The sequence below is a fragment of the Hydrogenophaga sp. genome, from assembly GCF_018780075.1.
Lineage (GTDB): Bacteria > Pseudomonadota > Gammaproteobacteria > Burkholderiales > Burkholderiaceae_C > Hydrogenophaga.
In genome coordinates this window covers 1-19365 of sequence record NZ_JADMKB010000137.1, presented here as the reverse complement: position 1 = coordinate 19365, position 19365 = coordinate 1, and the positions used below count along the sequence as shown (strand labels likewise).

At 67.8% G+C, this 19365-nt stretch carries 16 protein-coding genes and 2 pseudogenes; 7 read left to right on the top strand and 11 right to left on the bottom strand.

The features are described 5' to 3' along the window. The 3 genes and pseudogenes from IV088_RS21790 to IV088_RS21780 form a co-directional block, all read left to right on the top strand. A pseudogene (locus IV088_RS21790) lies at nucleotides 1-117 on the top strand (serine/threonine protein kinase); the annotation flags it as partial. 182 nt (nucleotides 118-299) lie between these two features. Then, entirely contained in the window at nucleotides 300-761 is a 462-nt protein-coding gene (locus IV088_RS21785; protein ID WP_291106124.1) for a MarR family transcriptional regulator, read from the top strand. 52 nt (nucleotides 762-813) lie between these two features. Further along, the gene (locus IV088_RS21780) at nucleotides 814-1230 is read left to right on the top strand and encodes an organic hydroperoxide resistance protein (protein WP_291106122.1); all 417 of its coding nucleotides are present in this window, start codon (nucleotides 814-816) and stop codon (nucleotides 1228-1230) included. Between the two features lie 139 nt (nucleotides 1231-1369). Here the strand turns inward: IV088_RS21780 and IV088_RS21775 are convergent, their stop codons facing one another. The 8 genes from IV088_RS21775 to IV088_RS21740 form a co-directional block, all read right to left on the bottom strand. Then, nucleotides 1370-2218 carry a 2OG-Fe(II) oxygenase gene (locus IV088_RS21775; protein ID WP_291106119.1) on the bottom strand — a complete coding sequence of 283 codons (849 nt, stop codon included), beginning with the start codon at nucleotides 2216-2218 and terminating at the stop codon, nucleotides 1370-1372. Between the two features lie 92 nt (nucleotides 2219-2310). After that, nucleotides 2311-3255: a lysylphosphatidylglycerol synthase domain-containing protein gene (locus IV088_RS21770; RefSeq protein ID WP_291106117.1), complete on the bottom strand. Its 945-nt coding sequence runs from the start codon at nucleotides 3253-3255 to the stop codon at nucleotides 2311-2313. A 168-nt stretch (nucleotides 3256-3423) separates the two neighbouring features. Further along, on the bottom strand, nucleotides 3424-4377 hold the full coding sequence (locus tag IV088_RS21765) for a response regulator (RefSeq protein ID WP_291106114.1): 954 nt from the start codon (nucleotides 4375-4377) through the stop codon (nucleotides 3424-3426). Then, nucleotides 4374-5579 carry a hybrid sensor histidine kinase/response regulator gene (locus tag IV088_RS21760; RefSeq protein ID WP_291106112.1) on the bottom strand — a complete coding sequence of 402 codons (1206 nt, stop codon included), beginning with the start codon at nucleotides 5577-5579 and terminating at the stop codon, nucleotides 4374-4376. The genes IV088_RS21765 and IV088_RS21760 overlap by 4 nt, the downstream gene beginning before the upstream one ends. Continuing rightward, on the bottom strand, nucleotides 5576-6904 hold the full coding sequence (locus tag IV088_RS21755; protein WP_291106110.1) for an ATP-binding protein: 1329 nt from the start codon (nucleotides 6902-6904) through the stop codon (nucleotides 5576-5578). Before IV088_RS21755 ends, IV088_RS21760 begins: the two co-directional genes overlap by 4 nt. Beyond that, nucleotides 6904-8322, bottom strand: a complete 1419-nt coding sequence (locus IV088_RS21750) for a class I SAM-dependent methyltransferase (RefSeq protein WP_291106108.1) — start codon at nucleotides 8320-8322, stop codon at nucleotides 6904-6906. The genes IV088_RS21755 and IV088_RS21750 overlap by 1 nt, the downstream gene beginning before the upstream one ends. Nucleotides 8323-8549: 227 nt before the next feature. After that, entirely contained in the window at nucleotides 8550-10499 is a 1950-nt protein-coding gene (htpG, locus tag IV088_RS21745) for a molecular chaperone HtpG (protein ID WP_291106107.1), read from the bottom strand. A 145-nt stretch (nucleotides 10500-10644) separates the two neighbouring features. Beyond that, nucleotides 10645-11568 (bottom strand): LysR family transcriptional regulator, encoded by a 924-nt coding sequence (locus tag IV088_RS21740; RefSeq protein WP_291106106.1) that lies wholly within the window; start codon nucleotides 11566-11568, stop codon nucleotides 10645-10647. 103 nt (nucleotides 11569-11671) lie between these two features. On the opposite strand from IV088_RS21740, the gene IV088_RS21735 reads away from it, so the two are divergent. Beyond that, entirely contained in the window at nucleotides 11672-12685 is a 1014-nt protein-coding gene (locus IV088_RS21735) for an NAD(P)-dependent alcohol dehydrogenase (RefSeq protein ID WP_291106104.1), read from the top strand. 51 nt (nucleotides 12686-12736) lie between these two features. On the opposite strand, the gene IV088_RS21730 is transcribed toward IV088_RS21735, so the two are convergent. After that, on the bottom strand, nucleotides 12737-14002 hold the full coding sequence (locus IV088_RS21730) for an alpha/beta hydrolase (RefSeq protein WP_291106103.1): 1266 nt from the start codon (nucleotides 14000-14002) through the stop codon (nucleotides 12737-12739). Between the two features lie 383 nt (nucleotides 14003-14385). Beyond that, nucleotides 14386-15174: pseudogene (locus IV088_RS21725) on the bottom strand (pseudouridine synthase); the annotation flags it as partial. Between the two features lie 576 nt (nucleotides 15175-15750). Between IV088_RS21725 and IV088_RS21720 the strand changes: the two are divergent. After that, a complete protein-coding gene (locus IV088_RS21720) occupies nucleotides 15751-16140 on the top strand; it encodes a hypothetical protein (protein ID WP_291106100.1) in 390 nt (129 codons plus the stop codon). Nucleotides 16141-16190: 50 nt separating this feature from the next. Then, nucleotides 16191-16541 carry a hypothetical protein gene (locus tag IV088_RS21715; RefSeq protein ID WP_291106098.1) on the top strand — a complete coding sequence of 117 codons (351 nt, stop codon included), beginning with the start codon at nucleotides 16191-16193 and terminating at the stop codon, nucleotides 16539-16541. A gap of 180 nt (nucleotides 16542-16721) precedes the next feature. On the opposite strand, the gene IV088_RS21710 is transcribed toward IV088_RS21715, so the two are convergent. Further along, nucleotides 16722-17447 (bottom strand): Crp/Fnr family transcriptional regulator, encoded by a 726-nt coding sequence (locus IV088_RS21710; RefSeq protein ID WP_291106096.1) that lies wholly within the window; start codon nucleotides 17445-17447, stop codon nucleotides 16722-16724. Between the two features lie 176 nt (nucleotides 17448-17623). On the opposite strand from IV088_RS21710, the gene IV088_RS21705 reads away from it, so the two are divergent. Then, the coding region (locus tag IV088_RS21705) for a long-chain fatty acid--CoA ligase (RefSeq protein WP_291106094.1) at nucleotides 17624-19365 on the top strand (1742 nt) is incomplete at its 3' end.

Here is a 19365-nt window from a genome sequence, read left to right as displayed (position 1 = left end):
GACCCGGCCTTCCCGATCAACTTCCCCTGGTTCGGCAGCCGCGACTACTGGCAGGGCCAGGTGGACATGCTGGTGGAGCAGATCGAGGAAATGCAGAACCCGCCGCTGGTGGCTTGAGACAGCCCACCCCCGCGCCGGGCTGCGCCCGTCACCCCCTCAAGGGGGCAACGCGAGTGGCCCGGCGAAGCCGGTTCCACCGCGTTCTGGACAAGACATCGCGATCGACATTGACCCTGTCTTTTTAAAGGTTTTTGTCAATTAAATTGCGCGCAATTTAATTGAACGCTACAGTTCACCCCATGGTCACGCAAAACACCCCTCGGAACACCTTGTCGGACCAGGCCCTGCGCCTAGACAACCAGCTCTGTTTCGCGCTGTATTCGGCCTCACTGGCCATGACCAAGCTCTACAAACCGCTGCTCGAAGACCTGGGTCTGACCTACCCGCAGTACCTGGCGCTCCTGGTGCTGTGGGAACAGGATGGCGTGACCGTGTCCGAGCTGGGCGCTCGCCTGAGCCTCGACTCCGGCACCCTCACTCCCTTGCTCAAGCGCATGGAGGCCGCCGGCCTGGTGTCGCGGCTGCGCGATGCGGCCGACGAACGCCGCGTGCTGATCCGCCTCACCACCGATGGCCGCCAGCTCAAGGCCCGCGCGCGCCGCATCCCGGGCTGCGTGCTGGAAGCCTCGCAATGCGATCTCGCCGAGATCACGGCGCTCACCCGCCAGGTGCAGTTGCTGCGCGACCGGCTCACCGCCTGAAACCCCTTTTTTACCCCGCTTCACCGAAGCAACCAACCTCAAAGGAACCACCATGGCATCCCTCGACAAAGTCCTCTACACCGCCCGCACCCACACCACCGGGGGCCGCGACGGCGCGTCCAAGTCCGACGACGGCCGCCTGGCCGTGACGCACACCCCGCCCGGCGGCCCCGGCAACGGCACCAACCCCGAGCAGCTGTTCGCCGCCGGTTATTCCGCCTGTTTCATCGGCGCCATCAAGGCCGTGGGCGGCAAGATGAAGCTGGCCGTGCCCGCCGACGTGGCGGTGGACGCCGAGGTGGACCTCGGCCCGGTGGGCCAGGCCTACGGCATCGCCGCGCGCCTGACGGTGCACCTGCCCGGCATGGACCGCGCCCAGGCCCAGGCGCTGCTGGACGCCGCCCACCAGGTCTGCCCCTACTCCAACGCCACGCGCGGCAACATCGACGTGACGATCACGCTCGCCTGATCCCGCAGACACCACAAAAGAGGCCCTTCCCGGGCAACCGGGAAGGGCCTCTTTGTTTCAGGGCACCGCCGGTCCGGCTTCGCCGGACGGCCAGTGCCGCCCCCTGGGGGGTGACGCGAAGCGGCGCGGAGGGGTCCTGCTACCCGCGTTTCTGGATCGTGTTGGCCAGGTGGCGCTCGCGGAAACGGCGCATCGCCCGGAACAGGATGGGCGGTGTGTAGTCCTGTGAAATCTTCCAGCGCAGCCCCCCGATCTTTTCGTTGGGGCGCTCGGCGAAGATCGTGGTGTGCGCCCCGTTCACCTCGGCCTCGGGGCGACCGTTCGTGTAATAGAACAAGGCCAGCGACTTGCGTGAATCGCCCTCGGGGCAGGTGAGCGGATCGGGGTGGCCGTGGAAGGTGTTGCTGGTCGGCGAGAAGATGGCCAGGCGGTTGAAGACCGGCAGGATCTTGGCGCCGCAGTAGGTGACCTCGCGGTCCCACAGCTCCAGGCTGCCGCCGTACTCTTCCTTCCAGTCCTTGTTCATGTAGAAGATGACGTTGATGCGGCGGTCCAGGAAGTTGGCGTCGTGCTTGTTGAAGTCGGCGTGCAACTTCAGGAGGCCCCCGCGCGGCGTCTGGTGCAAGCCGCCGCCGCGCATGCTCGGGTCGGCGATCATGTTGTCGATGCAGGTGACCTTCTCCAGGAAGCGAACAAAGGGCGCCGAGTTGAACTGGTAGAGCATCTGCCGCGTGACCGGCCCGAACTTGGTTTCGTCCACGCACACCAGCTTGCGCTCGGCAGGCCGGTTGTAGTTGTGCCACTCGATCTCTTGCGCCTTGGGAAACTCCTGCCACATCGCTTCGGCGATGTCCGGCGGCAGGAAGTTGTCGAACGCCATGTGGTTGAAGGGTGTGCCCAGCTTGTACTGGGCCTCGCCCTGCTCAGCGAGTTGCGCGTAGCGCGGGTCGTCAAACACAAACCGGTTGGCCAGATCTTTCAGTTCCACCAGGGACTCCTTTGAACACGGGGTCGAACGTCGACCCCTTCACAAAAAAGTCCTGAAACCGTTGGCCAGCGGCAGGATCAGCCCAGCAGCTCCTACGACTTGCGGGACTGCAGGTGACGACCCAGAACGCCCACCAGCACGGTGAGCCCATCGCCCAGCAGCGTGGTGAGACGCATGCTGACGGCCAGCCCGGTCGCCACCGCTCCGCCGGTGAGCGGAGACAGCAACACCACCATCATGGCCTCACGGACCCCCAGGCCACCGGGTGCACCCGGCACCACATAACCGACCACCCAAGCGCTGCTGAACAGCAGGGTGATGCTGAACCAATCGACATCAGGACGCGCGAAGAAAACTTCAGCCTGCAATTTCAGCACGTACCCCAGGATCATGAAGTTGACCAGGATCAACAGGGACACAAGTAAAGAGGTCCGCAGGCGCGGCAGGCGCAGCAGCTGCCCGCCGCCGATCTTCATGCTGAGCTTGGGCAACACGGTGTTGACCACCTTGATGCCCAGCCAGGGCAGCACCAGCGCCAGCGGCAGCAGCCAGGCCGCCTGCGCGGCGAAACCGGGGCTGACCGCCTGCACCGTGTTCAGGTCCCAGAGCACCCAGGTGGACAACAAGGCCAGCGACAGGCTGATGATCAGGTTCCAGATGCCCTCGAACACCGCCGTGCCCACCGCCACGCCGACCGGGATGCCGGTGGATTTGGCCAGCACGCCGCGCCCCAGAAACTGCCCGACGTTGCCCGGCAGGTACTTGCCCAGCTGGGAGATGAAAAACACCTGGACCGCGAGCCGCGTGGGCACGCGGTGCCCCTGGTCGGACATCAGCAGCCGCCAGACGTGGGTGCCGAAGAAGTGGGTGAGCACCACGCTGCACATGCTCAGGATCGCCACCGCCACGGTTCTGGCATTCAAGGCAATCGGCGGCAGCTGTTCAACGTGCTTCTTGAACGCCAGCAGGAAATAGGCGAAGGAGACCAGGACGGCTGCGTACATCAGCCACTTGAACAGGGTCTTGGCGTGCTTCATGAGATCGGTTGTCGAGGGGGCGGGGCGACCCGGGGAGGCTCCCGCCGGTCAGCGGGGCGCCGGGTGCAGGCCCGGTGAATGCGGCGTGCGCGGCGTGGCGCGAGAAGGCCCAAGTGTACCGACCCCACCACAGACGGGCCCTTGACGCAGGGCAAACGCCGGTCGATGTCAGGCGGTGCGCCCGAGCCGCTCCATCGCGTCGGCGAGCCAGTCCGGCGCCAGGGCCACGGGCCCGGTGAGGCTCACACGCCAGCCGCCCGGCTCCGCCGCCACCTCGGCCGCGCTCCCGCACCAGAGCAGCCAGGCCAGCCAGGCGCAGGCCGGCGCCGGCGCCGTTTCGCCGGCGGGCGCGGCCAGCAACGCGGTCAGGCCCGCGGCGTCCGGCAGGTGCACGGCCCCGTCCCGAACCTCACCGCCCAGCGCCTGCGCCAGCACCGAGAGCGCCTGGGCGTCGTCCGCGAGGGCGCCCCACTGCTGCATCCAGTGGCGCAGATGGGCGGCGATGCCCGCGCCGCGCCGCGCCTCGGCCTGCAGCAGGTCGGCATGGTCCCAGCGGTTCCAGTCCACCGCGGGTTCGACCCCGCCCACCACCAGGGCCGCGCGGGCAAAACCGGCCACGGCGGCCTCATGGGCCGCCTCGTGCACGGCGGCGCCGATCGTCAGCAGCGAGCCCAGCCGGCTGCCCAGCAGGCGGGACTGCTGCGCGAGCAGCTTGTCGCGCACGAGCCCGTCGCGCTCGCTGCGCAGCTCGGCCAGTTCCATGGCGTTCTTGAGGTCGGTGCGCAGGCTCTCCAGCTCCCAGGGCTTGGCGATGTAGCGGTAAATCTCGCCGGTGTTGATGGCGTCGATGGCCTCGCCCAGCTCGGAGTAGGCGGTGGTCAGCATGCGCACGATGTTCGGGTAATGCTGGCGCGCATGGCGCAACAGCTCGTTGCCGCGCTCGCCCGGCATGCGCTGGTCGCACACCAGCACCGCGATGTCGGCGTGGTGCGCGCCGAGCACCGCGCGGCCTTCTTCGACCGAATTCGCCGTGAGCACGGGCGCCAGCGGTCCCACCAGGCGCTCGAAATACTTCAACGCAATCGGTTCATCGTCAACGTACAGGATTTTGGTGGGTGTCATGTCGGCTCCTCGTCCGGATGTTCTTGGATAGGGGGAAAGTACAGACTGACCACGGTGCCGCCATCCGGGCCCGACCGGACCTCGATCGTGCCGCCCATCGAGGTCATCACCCGCTGGCAAAACACCAGGCCCATGCCGCTGCCGCCGCTGGCCGCGCGGGTGGTCACCGGTTCGTGGGTCAGGCGCCGCAACACCTCGGGGGCGATCCCGGGGCCGTTGTCGATCACCCGGATCACCGATTGCAGGGGCAGGCCCGGGGCGGGCGACCCCTGTTCGAGCAGCAGGTGAACGCGGGGCTGCCCGGGCGGCGCAGCCCGCAGGGCCATCAGCGCATTCTTCACCAGCGTGCAGATCACGAGATACAACAGATCACGCCGCCCCGGCAGCGTGAAATCGCGCGCCAGATCGCAGCCGAGCCACACGGCCTCACCCTCCTCGAAGGGGTATTCGTCCAGCACCGCCTGCACCAGGTCGCTGGCCCGCAAGCTGGCCGAACTGTCGGCATGGTAGGCGTCACGGGCGGTTTGCACAAACGAGGACACCAGCGACTGGGCGTAGTCCGACCGGCGCAGCGCGGCCTCCAGCATGGCCTTGACTTCACCCGGCCGGCGCTGGCCGATGCAGGCCACCTCGGGCCTGCAACCCAGTGCATCCAGGTGCCGGTCGCGCATCGCGGTGAGGTACCCGCTCACGGTCGCCAGCGGTGTCGTCACCTCGTGGGCCAGAAACCCCAGGGTTTCGCGCAAGGTGGCCTCGCGGCGCTCGATCAGCGCCTTGTCGCGCGCCCGCTCGCGGCTGTTGGCCAGCGCGCTGCGCAAGGCCTGGCGCGTGATCGTTTCGTCCAGCGGCTTTTCGAGGATGGCCTCCACATGCCCCTGGTTGACCGCGGCCATGGCCACGTCCTTGTCGGCGCAGGCCGACACCAGGAGGCGCGACACGTGGGGGTGTTCGCGCCGTGCGGTGCTCAGCAGCGCCACGCCGTCCTGGCCCGGCATGCTGTAGTCGGTCAGCAGCACCGCCACCTCGTGCCCGCGTTGCGCCAACAGGTCCAGCGCCTGCGCGACCCCGCCGGCCGTGAGCACGACGAACTCGTCGCCGTACTGTCGCGCGAACCACTTGAGGGCCATGGGCTCGTCATCGACCAGCAGGATGGCGTGGGCGTCCAGCGAGGAGGGCTTCAGACCGGGGGTGTCGGAGGTCATGTGGACGGTCTCGGCAGATCAAAGGTGAACTCGGTCCATTCACCCCACACGCTGTCCACGGCCAGGGTCCCGCCGTGGCGCTGCACGATGCCGTAGCTCACGCTCAGCCCCAGGCCCAGTCCGGCGCCGACATCGCGGGTGGTGAAAAACGGTTCGAACACCCGCCCGATGTGGGCCGGATCGATGCCCGGCCCGTTGTCGCGCACCGAAGTCTCCAGCCGCTCGCCCTGCTGCTGGACGCGCACCGCGATCTTCGCCCCCAGGCGCTGCACCGCCTGCAACGCATGCGCCGCATTGCTCAGCAGGTTGATCAGCACCCCGATGATGGCCGGCTCGTCGCCCAGCACATGGGTGTCCTGCGGCAGGTCCACCGTGACCTCGATGCCCTTGAGCTCGTAGCCCGCGAGCCGCAGGGCCGAGCGCACCGCGTTCTCCAGCAGGAACGGGCGCTGGCTGTCTTCCCCGGGCTTCTGGTAGGCGAAGGTCTTGAGGTCGGAGACGATGTTCTGCACCCGGGTCATGCCTTCGAGCGCGTCGTCCAGGCTCTCCTTGAGCATGGGGTCGGTCTTGGCCGCGGGCACCATCAGCCCCATGTTGATCGCCATCAGGCTGTAGTTGACCGGGTTGTTCAGCTCGTGCAGCAGGCCGGCGGAGAGCGTGCCGATGGCGGCCATCTTTTCGCGCTGCAGCAACTGGCCCTTGACTTCGGCCAGGGTGCGGTTGGTTTCCTTCAGCCGCTCGTTCTGCTCCGCCACCTGCTCCCGAAGGGCAAACAGGCGAAGGCGGCTCAACTCGGCAAAGTAGGTGCAACCCACACAGATGATGGCCGAGAAGGCCGTGAACAGCAGGTGCGCGACGAACTGGCCCGTGGTGACGATGCCGCCCGCGTGCCAGAAGCAGGCCACGGCATAGATGAGGCAGGTGAACACCCCGAACGCCAGCCCTTCGAGGTAGCTGATGGGCACGATCATGCCCACGGCGTACAGCGCCAGGTGCAGGCCCACGAAATAGATGGACGCCGCGCCTTCGGTCTGGGCGATCATCCAGGCGATCATGACCTGCGGCAGGACCAGCCACAGCAGGGTCAGCATCCGCACGTGGCGCCGCCCGAACTCGCCCTGGATGACCCAGAGGATCAGCAGGGTCGCCACCGCCACCAGCGCACGCACCAGCAGGAACACGGGCGCCTGCTCGGGATAGATCGCCATGTCCAGCCCGATGCCCGCCAGCACCAGCACGGCCGAGGTGACGCAGCCGGTCTTGCTGAACGCCAGCCGCACGTCCTGCACCGCCGCACCCAGTGACTGAACGGAGGCGTCGGTCATCAGGCCGTGACGCGCTCAAGCGCTGGGACAAGGAAGGACGCGAACACGTTCACGCCGGTGGCGTCGGTGAAGATCTTCTCGTCGCTCCGCCGGCTCGGAAGCACGCCCTGAAGGCGGGCCTCATCGCGGTAGATCAGGTACCACTCCAGCACATGCTCCATCACCCCGCGCTGGGAGTTGCTGGAGTGCACGTTGGTCACCAGCACCTGGCCGCCCGGCAGGGTTCTGGCGTGCAGGTACTCCAGCAGGCGGCTGCAGACCTTGTCCGACAGGTAATCGAACAGGCCGGCGCAGTAGGCAAAGTCGTAGGCCTCGCTCGCCTCCGTGGCGTCGGCCCGGGTGGCCCGCTTGAGCAGGTTGTGCACCGAGTCGTTGACCAGCTGGAACTGGACCGGCTTGCCCAGCTGCCGCCCCACCTCCAGCATCTTCGCGCGGGTGTGCTCCAGGGTCACTTCGCTGAAATCCAGCAGCGTGAAGTGCACGCTGTCCGGGTCGCCGCCGCCCAGCAGGAAGCGCTCCACCTCCACCGCCGGCCCGCAACCGATGTTCAGGATGCGCACCGGCCGGCCCAGGGTCCGCGCCCGGGCGCAGACCTGCTTCAGGTGGTCCACCAGGATGTCAATGCGGTTGCGGTGCGCCTGGGCCACGGCGGACTGCAGGAACAGCGCATTGATCATCTGGAAATAGGTCGTGCCGCCCTGCTGGGGGTCCGACAGGATCTGGTTCACCATCTCGTAGTCGCCGGCATAGCCCAGCGGCTTGGCGAACGTGCGGTACACAAAAGGCGCCCGCAGCAGCAGGGGGTGCAGGGAGGCCTGGGCGAAACTGCGGTAGGTGGCCAGGTCTTCCTCGGGCACGTCCTGGGTTTCGGCCTCCAGCGCGGCAAAGTACTGGGCCGCCGCCGTCATCACCGGCGACGCGATCTCCTGGAACACCGCCGGCGACACGCGGCCGTCAGCGTCCCTGGGCAGGGCACTGGAAAAGTCGGCATGGTCGGTCCACCGGGACACCTCCGTGAGGTAGGCGCGGATCTCGCTCACCGCCACCAGGTAGCCCCGCTTGATCTTGAACCGCCCGAACCAGTCCTCCACGAACCGCTGGGCCTGCTGGCCCACGCTGCCCGAGTCGCCCCGGGCCATGCTCAGGTCGGACCACTCGTCGATCAGGGCCAGCGACACCACGGCCATCAGCCCGGTGTTGAGCAGGCTCACCACCACCGCCTTGCCCTTGTAGATGCTGCGGTCACCCGAGCGGATGTTCAGCTCGGTGAGCACCTCGCTGACCTGGACGATGGAGTAGGGGTTGTAGACCTCCATCGCCAGCGAGCGCCGCTGCAGGCTCGTCAGGGTTCCGCGTGCAACTTCGCCCTGGCTGTTGCGGAATGTGACGACGGGGTCAAATGGACGCTGGAGTTGCACGGCGGGGTTGCTATCAAAAAGGGAGAGGCCGAGCAAAGCATCGACCGTAAACAATGAGCCCGAGCGCCAGTGTAGTCACCTGCGGCCGATGGCGTCGGGATCGACTGCCGATCCGCCGCACCCACCCCCTCTTGGCGAAAGAGCCCGGCCCGGGTGCCACCGGTCGGGCTCTCTGTGCACCCCCGCCACGGGGGTGGGTCACGGCGGCTCAGGCGCCGCCGCACCGTTCACACCAGCAAAGCATTCACCCGCTTGACATAGTCGGCGGGGTTGTCCGGCAGGCCACCTTCGGCCAGCAGCGCCTGGTCAAACAGGATGTGGGCCAGGTCGTCGAAGTGGGCGCTGCCTTCCAGCTTCTTCACCAGCGGGTGCTCGGCGTTCACCTCCAGGATGGGCTTGCTGGCCGGCGCCTGCTGGCCGGCGGCCTTGAGCATGCGGGCCAACTGGTTGGAGAGGTCGCCCTCGCCCACCACCAGACAGGCCGCGGAATCCACCAGGCGCGTGGTCACGCGCACGTCCTGCGCCTTGTCCTTGAGCGCCTCCTTGAGCCTGTCGAGCATGGGCTTGAAGCTCTCGGCGGCGGCTTCGGCGGCCTTCTTTTCTTCTTCGTCCTGCAAGGTGCCCAGATCGACCGCGCCCTTGGCCACGCTCTGCAGCGGCGTGCCGTCGAAGTCGTGCAGGTGCGACACGGCCCACTCGTCCACGCGGTCGGCCATCAGCAGCACCTCGATGCCCTTCTTCTTGAACACCTCGAGCTGCGGGCTGTTCTTGGCGGCGGCGAGGCTGTCGGCGGTGATGTAGTAGATCGCGGCCTGACCTTCTTTCATGCGCGCCTTGTAGTCCGCCAGGCTCACGCTCACCACGTCGGTGGCGGTCGAGGCGAAGCGCAGCAGCTTGGCGATCTTCTCGCGATTGGCGAAGTCTTCGCCCAGACCCTCTTTCAGCACCGCGCCGAACTCGGCGTAGAAGGCCGAGTACTTGCCGGCATCCTTCTCGGCCGCGGCCTTGTCTTCGGGTGTCACCACATCGGTGACACCGTCCGCGCCCTCTTCGGCCTTCGGCGCCACGTCCTTCTTCGCCAGGTCTTCCAGCATGGCCAGCACGCGGCGGGTGTTGCCTTCGCGGATCGCCTTGACGTCGCGGCTTTCCTGCAGCAGCTCGCGGCTGACGTTGAGCGGCAGGTCGGCCGAATCGACCACGCCCTTGACCCAGCGCAGGTACGAGGGCATCAGCGCCTCGGCCTCGTCCATGATGAAGACGCGGCGCACGTAGAGCTTGATGCCGGCCTTGCGGTCGCGGTTCCACAGGTCCATCGGAGCCTTGGCCGGGATGTAGAGCAGCTGGGTGTATTCGGTGCTGCCTTCCACGCGGTTGTGGCTCCAGGCCAGCGGGGCCTCCTGGTCGTAGCTGATGTTCTTGTAGAAATCGGCGTACTGCTCGTCGGAGATGTCTTTCTTGCTGCGCGCCCACAGCGCGTTGGCCGAGTTGGCGGCTTCCCACCCGTCCTGGGTCACGTACTCGCTCTTTTCGGCGTCCCACTCTTCCTTCTGCATCAGGATCGGCAGGCTGATGTGGTCGGAGTACTTGGTGATCAGCGACTTGAGCTTCCAGTGGCTCAGGTACTCGCCCGCGTCGTCGCGCAGGTGCAGGGTGATGGTGGTGCCGCGCGCGGCGCGCTCGATGGTCTCCACCTCGAACTCGCCCGTGCCGCCGCTGGTCCAGCGCACGCCCTCGGCCGCCGGCAGGCCGGCGCGGCGCGACTCGACCGTGATCTTGTCGGCCACGATGAAGCCCGAATAGAAGCCCACGCCGAACTGGCCGATCAGCTGCGCATCCTTCTTCTGGTCACCGCTCAGGTGGCTCATGAAGTCCTTGGTGCCGCTCTTGGCGATGGTGCCCAGGTGCTCCACCGCTTCGGCCTGGCTCATGCCAATGCCGTTGTCGGTGATGGTGATGGTCTTGGCGGCTTTGTCGAAGCCCACGCGCACGTCCAGGTTCGGCGCGTCTTCGAACAGCGCGGCGTTGTTCAGGCCTTCAAACCGCAGCTTGTCGCAGGCGTCCGACGCGTTGGACACCAGCTCGCGCAGGAAGATCTCGGGGTTGGAATACAGCGAATGGGTGACGAGGTGCAGCAGCTGCGCCACCTCGGCCTGGAAAGACAGGGTTTGTTTGCTCATGATTTCAATTGGCTAGAGAACGACTGACCGGCGAACACCGGTTCGAATAGCGCATCGCGCGGACCGGCATTCTGGCATTGGCATGCAGCTCCAGCGTTTTCGGCAAAGCTGAGCCGCAAAACAGATGATGGTGGCCAAGGCGGTTTCAAGAGGCCGCCAGCAACCCGGGCAGCCTTTCCCCGAGCAGGTCCAGCACCACCCGGGTCTTCAACGGCAGGCGCCGGCTGTGCGGCCACAGCAGGTGCATGGGAAAGCCGAACGGCACCGGCTCGTCGAACACCTGCAGCAATTGCCCGGAGGCCACGTCCGACGCCACCAGCCATTTCGGCAACCGCACCAGGCCCAGCCCGGCCACGCCCGCAGCGCACATGGCCTCGATGCTGTCGAACACCAGTGCCGGCGCGGGAATAGGCAGCGTGTCTTCTGACCGTTCGCCTTGACCGAAACGCCACGGCTTGGCGTCCCCTGCGCGGCCATAGACGATGAAGCGGTGCGCAGGGCATTGCGTGCGCAGGTCGGCCAGGTCAGCGGGCCGGCCCCTGGCCGCCAGGTAGGCCGGCGCGGCGTACACGCCCATCCACTGGTGCCCGACCGACCGCGCCGACAACACCGCGCTGTCGGGCAGCGCGCCGCTGCGCAGCGCCACGTCCACCCCGTCTTCCACCAGATCAACGCGCCGGTCGTTGAGCGACACATCCAGCACCAGTTCGGGGTGCTGCTGTGCCAGCTCCAGCAACAGCGGCACCACACAGCGGCGCCCCACCACGTCGGGCATGGACACGCGCACCCGCCCGGTGGGCACCAGCCGGCCGGCGTCGATGTCCTGCCGCGCGGCCTCCAGTTCCTGCAGCGCGCGGCGGCAGCGCTCGTAGCAGGCGGCGCCTTCATCGGTCAGGCTCTGGCTGCGGGTGGTGCGGTGGAACAGCCGCACGCCCAGGCGCGACTCCATCACCGAAACGCTCTTGGCCACCGCCGAGCGCGTGATGTGCAGGCGCTGCGCCGCCTGGGCAAAACTGCCGGCCTCCACCGCCGCCACGAACTCTTCTACGCCTCGAAATCGCTCGCTCATTGACGACTCCTGATAACCAGTATGGTGAAAATTATCCACCACACGAACACATACGGAACCAATAGCATCGGTCGCTCGTTCCAACCCTCTTGCAATCACACCCATGACCGATGCACCCCACACCCTTTCACGCTGGCAACTCAGCGCCTACGGCCGACAGCACCTGAGCTGCGTCGAAGCCCCCATGCCCACCCCCGGGCCGGGCCAGATCCTGGTGCAGGTGGCCGCCGCTTCGCTCAACTTCCGCGATCTGCTGATGATCGACAACGGCATGGGCGCGCCCTTCACGGCACCCTGGACACCCGGCTCCGACATGGCCGGGCGTGTGCTGGCCGTGGGCGGCGGCGTCACGCGTTGGCAAGCGGGCGACGAGGTGATCAGCACCTTTTACGCAGGCTGGATCGACGGCAAGCCCACGCCCGAGGTCTTCCCCCTGGGCGGCCCTGGCCCGGGCATGCTGGCTTCCCACGTGCTGCTGGACGCGCATTGGGTCGCGGCCGCACCGACGACGCTGAGCCCCGCGCAGGCCAGCACCCTGCCCTGCGCGGCACTGACGGCCTGGTTTGCGCTGATCGAACAGGGCGCACTGCGCGCCGGCCACACCGTGCTGATCCACGGCACCGGCGGCGTCGCGCTGTTCGGCCTGCAACTGGCGCGCCTGCACGGCGCGCGCACGGTGGTGGTCTCGGGCGACCCGGCCAAGCGCGCGCAGGTGCTGGCGATGGGCGCCACGCACGCACTGGCGCGCGATGCCGACTGGGTGGCCGAGCTGCGCGAGCTGACCCAGGGCCACGGCGCCGACCACGTGCTGGAGCTGGTGGGCGGCGCCAACGTGGAGCGCTCGGTGCAAGCCCTGGCAGCGGGCGGGCGGTTGTCGGTCATCGGCGTGCTCGACGGCGACCGCATCGGTACATCGGCCTACCCACTCATCCGCCACCAGACCGTGCTGCAAGGCATCAACGTGGGTCATCGCCGTGCCCTGGAGGACCTGGTGCGCGCCGTCGACGTGAACGGGCTCACGCCCACCATCGCCGCCAGCTATGCGGCCAGCGACCTGCCCGCCGCGCTGGACCACCTGGCCCGAGGCGCCTTCGGCAAGGTCGTGGTCACCTTCTGACGCGGCGAACCGGCACCCGCCAAGCCCGCCAGCCCACCGTCCGGCGAGCGTTCAAGCCGCGGGCGCCAGCCAGTGCAGCAGTTGCTGCGCCACCTCCGGGCTGGAGAGCAGATCCAGGTGGCCGGTGCGGTAGGCGATGTGCTGGCTGTCCTTCGCAAACACCAGCCGGCGCGCCGGGTCGTCGTGCTGCCCCAGCGCGCTCTGCAAGGGCACCAGCCCATCGCCGGTCAGCCGGTCCGCAAGCAGCCCGCGCTGGCTGGCCAGGGTCGCCGCCACGGCGAAACAGGCCACACCCTCGGGCAACGGCAGCGGCACGCGGTGGTCGTCGGACGATTCAAAACGGTCGCGACCCTGCCAGTCCACGTCCTGCACGTGCCCATGGCGCAGGTCGGTGATGCCCGCGCTGCGGATCTTGCCCAGCCGGGCGAACGGCGCCGTGTGCGGCGACGACGCCAGCAGCAGGTCCACCCCGTGGCCCGCGCGCTCCAGCGGCGCGCCGTGGTGCGGCGTGCCCAGAAACACCAGCTCACGCAGCAGCCCCGGCCAGCGCTGGCCCGCCTCGCGCCCCACCTGCACGGCCGAACGGGCCACCAGCCCGCCCATGCTGTGGCCCACGATGGTGATGCGCTCCAGCGGCAACGGCCAGGCGGCCACCAGCCGTTCCAGCTGCATCGCCAGCTCGCGCCCGTTGGTGGACGTGTGCAAGCCGGTGTTGTAGCGCAGGTAGACCGGCGTGCAGCCCAGCGCCTGCGCAAGGAATTCGCCATGGTCATGGCCGCTGCGGTGCCACTGTGTGTCGTTCATGCTCAGGCCGTGCACCAGCAACATCAGGTGCGGGCTGGCCAGTTCGCCCAGCTGCATTTTCAGTGGCGCTGGCGCCAGCGGCAGGGCCCGCCCGCCCTGGCGCAGCTCCATGGCCTGCGCCAGCGGGTTGCCAAAGCTCTGCAAGCGGTCGCCCAGCACGCCGTTCAGCGCCGCGAGCACCGCCTCGCGCGCGGGCGAGGCTTCGGGGTGATCGGCCGGGTCGTCCACCAGCGGCAGCAGCGCGGCCAGCGCCCCGTCCAGCCCATGGCCCACGATGTGCGCCACGCCGCGAACGCCCCGGTAAACCTGCCCCGTCAGGCCGCTGGCCTGCTCATCCGAAGCCCCGCTGGACAAGCCCAGCCGCCGCCGCACCGACTGGTGCACCCCCTCGGTGATGTTGATCACGCCCTGGGTCGCGTGCGATGCCAGCTGCGCTGCGGCCCGCAGGTCCGACGGGCGCAGGTGGCGCAACAGGGCTCGCTTGGGGTTGTTGGGTGTGGTGGGAGCGGTCATGGACCATTGTGGCCGGGGCTACATCTGCACAGTGGTGGAACAGCTCTATTCAAAGCTTTTCGAGCGAGCACTCCGCCATCTGCGATCAGCGTTCGCGACACTAATAAGCAACCAAGCCGAACACCACCAGAAACTAGACCTAAAAAGCGAAGGCTACGGACGCCTGAACAGTCCAAGCCGCCTTGGCACCCACAATCAGTGGGACCGCCAACATCGCCAGCACCATCACAGGCTTGCCGTGGTTCGGCGCCATGCCGCCATAGGTCATGGCATAACGGTAAATGTCAGCACACCCGCTGCTGCCGCGGCGATCAGCAGACGGACCGCCAACGGCAACGTGATGGCACTGCGTTTTCCTACGTTCACGCGCTTCCCTACCTACCTCAGAACGACTCCCCCACCCCCAAATACCGCCATTGCCCCACCGGCAGATTGCCCAGCACCACGTTGCCGATGCGGATGCGCTTGAGGCCCACCACGTGCAGGCCCACCTGTTCGCACATGCGGCGGATCTGGCGCTTCTTGCCTTCCTTGAGGATGAAACACAGTTGCTCGGGGTTCATCCAGTCCACCTTCGCGGGCAGCAGGGGCTGGTCGTCCAGGCTCAGGCCGTGGCGCAGCCGGGCCAGCTGGGCGGCGGGGAAAACGGACTGCACGTCTTGCGTGACCACGCCCGCGCCGTGCGGGCCGTTGGGCGCGTAGTGCACGCGCACGAGGTATTCCTTTTCGATGCCGCTGTTTTCGCCGATGAGCTGGCGCGCGATGCGGCCGTCCTGCGTGAGCACGAGCAGGCCGACGGAGTCGATGTCGAGCCGGCCGCAGGGCGCGAGGCCGCGGGTGTGTTCGGGGGCGAAGCGGCGGCCATCCGCCGGGTGGCGGGCGTCGCCGCGCCACTGGCTGGGCGCGCCGATCAGCGTGGCGGCGGCTTCGTGGCCGTCTTCGGGCTGGCCGCTCACGTAGCCCATGGGCTTGTGCAGCAGGATGGTGACCTGCCCCGCTTGCTGGTGGCGCGCCTGGGGCAGCACCTCCACATTGGCGTCGGGCGCCACGGGCATGCCCATGACGGCGGGTTCGCCGTTGACCAACACCCAGCCGCGCGCGATCCATTCGTCGGCCTCGCGGCGCGAGCACAGACCGAGGTCGGCCATGCGTTTGTTGAGGCGGATCTCGCCGCGCACGTTGCCGACGCGGGCGAGGTCGGGCCGGTGCGGTTGCACCGGGCGCGGCGCGGCGGAAGGGGCGCGCGGTGGGCGGTCGCCGTGGGGCACGTCGCGCGGGTCGGCGCGGCGCGGGGCCGGGCGTTCGCTCCAGCCGCGGTCGTCGCCGCGCGGAGCGGCCCCAGGGCCTGAGCGCGGGCGGTCACCGGTGGGGCGTGGGCCTGCGGGCCGGTCGCTGCCCGGGCGGTCGGCCCCGTAGCGCGGGCGCTCGCTGCGTTCGCCTTCGGGGCCTGCGCGCTTGGCGCCGAAACCGGCCGAGGGCTCACGCGGCGGCTTGGGGGCAGAGGCTGAAACGCTCTTGGCGCGGGCCGGGCCGGGCGGGCGCACCGGCGCGCGGCGCGGCGCAAACGGGTCGGGAGCGGTCTTTTTGGCGGCGCCCGGGGTGAGCTTGAGGGTGCGTGCGGGCTTGTCGGTGGTCATGGTGGGGATCATCCCAGATTGGCGACAGGACGCGACCCAACCTCACGGGGCCACTCAAAAAACCACGACACAATAGAGGCCTTTCGGCCTATACCATCAGGGAGCATTTTCTTGAAATCCATTGCCGCCTCGGGCGCCGTCTTGTCCCTCCTGTTGCTGAATGCCTGCGCCACCAGGCCCGAATCGGTTCAGGCCAAACCGATTTCCCAGAGCAAATACGAAGGACACGCCTGTGCCGATCTGCGCGAAGCGTTCACCGACTTGCGCGCCGATGAAACCAGATTGAGCGATGAAATGAGCAGCACCGCCAACGGTCAGCTGGGCATGAACGTGCTGGGCGGCGTGCTGATGGCAACCACGGGCATCGGTTTTGCTCGCACCACAAACAACCAAGGCCACGCACATGCGCTGGCTGAGGTGCGCGGTCACCTGGTGGCCATCAGGGATCAGGCCAACAGCACCTCTTGCGTGCTGCCTGAGGAAACCGCCGCAGCAAGATGAGCCCGCTGGGCACAATTGATGCCTTGTACCGATCCATCAGGGTGTCTTTCATGAAACGTTTCCCCGCCACCTGCGCTGCCTTGAGCCTCTTGCTGTTGAGCGCGTGTGCCACGCGGTCCAACCCGGATGAGGAGCCACCGATTTCCGAGCGCACGTACGCGGATCACAGCTGCGCGGACCTGGGCGCGGCCTGGCGCGACATGCGCGACCACGAAGACCAGCTGAGCGGCGAGGTCGCGCGCATCGCCAGCGGGCAACCGGTCACCGATTCCCCGCGGCCACCGAAGGACCGCGGTCACGCCCAGGCGCTGGACGCGGTGCGCGCCCACATGGACGCGATCCGGGCACGCGCGAACCGCATGTCGTGCGCCATGCCGGCGGGAACCACAGCGCGGAATTGAGGTTCACGCGGACGCCCACCGAAGCACTCACCCGTCGCCGGAAACGCAGTGGACCCAGCTCCGCCGGGCCACAACTCCACCGGAGCGCGTGCCTCACCCCAGAACGCGGTGGAACCGGCTCCGCCGGGCCACTCGCGTTGTCCCCCTGGGGGGAAGCCGCGAAGCGGCGCAGGGGGGAACCTATAACTGCCCTTGCCGCAGCGCGGCGAGGTCAAGCACCCGCAGGCCGCCGTACTCGATGCGTATCCAGCCCTTCTCAGCCAGCGTGGACAGCGCTTCGTTGACCCGCTGGCGCGAGAGGCCGACGAGGTACGCCAGCTCCTGCTGGGTGATGCGCAGGATGCCACCCACGTTGGGCGAGAGCAGCGGGTGGAACAGCGCCGCAAGGTTGCGCGCCACGCGCAGGTCGGGGTTGTTGATGCGGTCGATCTCGCGCGCGGCGATGAACTGGCCCAGCCGCTCGTTGAGCTGGAGCATGACAAACCGGTTGAAGCCGATCGAGTGGTCGAGCAGCCAGTCAAAGGTCTCGACCGGCAGGCCGGCCACGTGGCTGCGGCGCAGGGCCTGGATGTTGTAGCGGTACTGCTCGTGTTTGAGCACCGTGCCCTCGCCGAACCAGCCGCCCGGCGCCACACCGGTGAAGGTGATCACCGGGCCCTGCGAGTCGTCGTTGCTCATCTTGAGCAGACCGTCGAGCAGGCCGAACCAGTAGGTGACCGGTCGGCCAATGCGGCAGATGTAGTCGCCGACCTGCGCCTGCGTCACCACCAGCGCGTCCACCGCGCGCTGCCGCTCGCTCTCGGTCAGGCGCTGCAGCCAGGGAATCTGGGCCAGTTCGCTGGTCTCGGGCGCACGGGCGCGCTCGCGCAGCGCGGCACCGGTGCGGGCGGTGTTGGTGAAGCTCATGGGCGGCAAAAAGCTAAGGGAAAGTCCTAGCAGGGATGAACCCTCAATTGTCGTCGTACCGACAACATAACGTCAAACATCTGCCTAACATCGCGCCCAGAATGATTTGAACGTGGGGTGCCCCACAGACCCCGGAAGCGGTCTGCCACGACCCTCGGACCCAGGAGACTTCGGCAATGCAAACGACTTTCCCCCGGCTTTTGCTGGCTCACGCGAAGCAGCGTCCCGACGCGGCCGCGATGCGCGAAAAGGAATACGGCATCTGGCAGACCACGACCTGGGCCGCCATGGCGCAGCTGGTGGAGGCCATTGCCTGCGGCCTGCACCAGGCCGGCCTGCAGCGCGGCGAGCACATGGTGGTGATCGGCGCGAACCGCCCCCGCCTCTACGCCACCATGCTGGCCGCGCAGTCGCTGGGCGCGATCCCCGTGCCGCTGTACCAGGACGCGGTGGGGGGCGAGTGCGTGTTCCCCATCAACAACGCCGAGGTGCGCTTCGCGGTGGTGGAAGACCAGGAGCAGGTCGACAAGATGCTGGAGATCCGCGACCGCTGCCCGCAGCTCACGCACATCTACTACGACGACCCGCGCGGCCTGCGCAACTACGACCAGCCCGGCCTGGGCGCGCTGGAAGAACTCATCGGCGCCGGTCAGGCATTTTCCAAGATCCACCCGCAGCTCTTCAGCCAGCAGGTGGACATGGCGCAGCCCGACGACGTGGCCGCGATGTTCTTCACCTCGGGCACCACCGGCAACCCCAAGGGCGTGGTGCACACGCACCACACGCTGATCAACCGCGCCGACGTGGGCGCGCGTTTCGACAAACTGACCAGCGCCGACGAGGTGCTGGCCTACCTGCCGCCGGCCTGGATCGGCCAGAACATCTTTTCGTACGCGCAGTGGCTGGTGGCCGGCTACGTGGTGAACTGCCCGGAGTCGGGCGCGACCGTCACCATCGACCTGAAGGAAGTCGGTCCCACCTACTACTTCGCGCCGCCGCGCGTGTTTGAAGGCCTGCTCACCACGGTGATGATCCGCATGGAAGACGCGGGCGCGCTCAAGCGCAAGATGTTCCACACCTTCATGGACGTGGCCCGCCGCGTCGGCCCGTCCAAGATGGACGGCAAGTCGGTGGGCTTCATGGACGGCCTCAAGTACGCGCTGGGCAACCTCTTTGTGTACGGCCCGCTGCGCAACAGCCTGGGCCTGTCCCGCGTGCGCGTTGCCTACACCGCCGGCGAGGCCATCGGCCCCGACCTGTTCAGCTTCTACCGCTCCATCGGCATCAACCTCAAGCAGCTCTACGGCTCGACCGAAACCGCCGTGTTCGTCTGCCTGCAGCCCGACCACGAAGCGCGTGCCGACACCGTGGGTGTGCCCTGCGAGGGCGTGGAAATCAAGCTCAGCGAGACCGGCGAGATCCTGGTGAAGTCGCCCGGCCTGCTCAAGGGTTACTACAAGAACCCCGAGGCCACGGCCGAGGTGCTCACCGCCGACGGCTGGTACCACACCAGCGACGCCGGCTTCATCGACGCCTCGGGCCACCTGAAGATCATCGACCGCGTGAAAGACGTGGGCCGCATCAAGGGCGGCAGCAACGACGGCGCCATGTTCGCGCCCAAGTACGTGGAAAACAAGCTCAAGTTCTTCTCGCAGATCAAGGAGGTGGTGGCCTACGGCGACCAGCGCGAGAAGGTCTGCGTGATGGTGAACATCGACTTCGAGGCCGTGGGCAACTGGGCCGAGCGCCGCAACCTGCCCTACGCCGGCTACACCGACCTGGCGCAGAAGCCCGAGGTGTACGAGCTGATCCGCGAGTGCGTGGAGAAGGTCAACGCCGACCTGAGCCGCGACGAGCTGCTGGCCGGCAGCCAGATCAGCCGCTTCCTGGTGCTGCACAAGGAGCTGGACGCCGACGA

Coding starts and splice junctions, on each gene's coding strand:
- IV088_RS21780 (WP_291106122.1), top strand. CDS start 814: ATGGCATCCCTCGACAAAGTCCTCTACACCGCCCGCACCCACACCACC.
- IV088_RS21710 (WP_291106096.1), bottom strand. CDS start 17,447: ATGAGCTTCACCAACACCGCCCGCACCGGTGCCGCGCTGCGCGAGCGC.
- IV088_RS21765 (WP_291106114.1), bottom strand. CDS start 4,377: ATGACACCCACCAAAATCCTGTACGTTGACGATGAACCGATTGCGTTG.
- IV088_RS21730 (WP_291106103.1), bottom strand. CDS start 14,002: ATGACCGCTCCCACCACACCCAACAACCCCAAGCGAGCCCTGTTGCGC.
- IV088_RS21770 (WP_291106117.1), bottom strand. CDS start 3,255: ATGAAGCACGCCAAGACCCTGTTCAAGTGGCTGATGTACGCAGCCGTC.
- IV088_RS21740 (WP_291106106.1), bottom strand. CDS start 11,568: ATGAGCGAGCGATTTCGAGGCGTAGAAGAGTTCGTGGCGGCGGTGGAG.
- IV088_RS21735 (WP_291106104.1), top strand. CDS start 11,672: ATGACCGATGCACCCCACACCCTTTCACGCTGGCAACTCAGCGCCTAC.
- IV088_RS21715 (WP_291106098.1), top strand. CDS start 16,191: ATGAAACGTTTCCCCGCCACCTGCGCTGCCTTGAGCCTCTTGCTGTTG.
- IV088_RS21760 (WP_291106112.1), bottom strand. CDS start 5,579: ATGACCTCCGACACCCCCGGTCTGAAGCCCTCCTCGCTGGACGCCCAC.
- htpG (WP_291106107.1), bottom strand. CDS start 10,499: ATGAGCAAACAAACCCTGTCTTTCCAGGCCGAGGTGGCGCAGCTGCTG.
- IV088_RS21755 (WP_291106110.1), bottom strand. CDS start 6,904: ATGACCGACGCCTCCGTTCAGTCACTGGGTGCGGCGGTGCAGGACGTG.
- IV088_RS21785 (WP_291106124.1), top strand. CDS start 300: ATGGTCACGCAAAACACCCCTCGGAACACCTTGTCGGACCAGGCCCTG.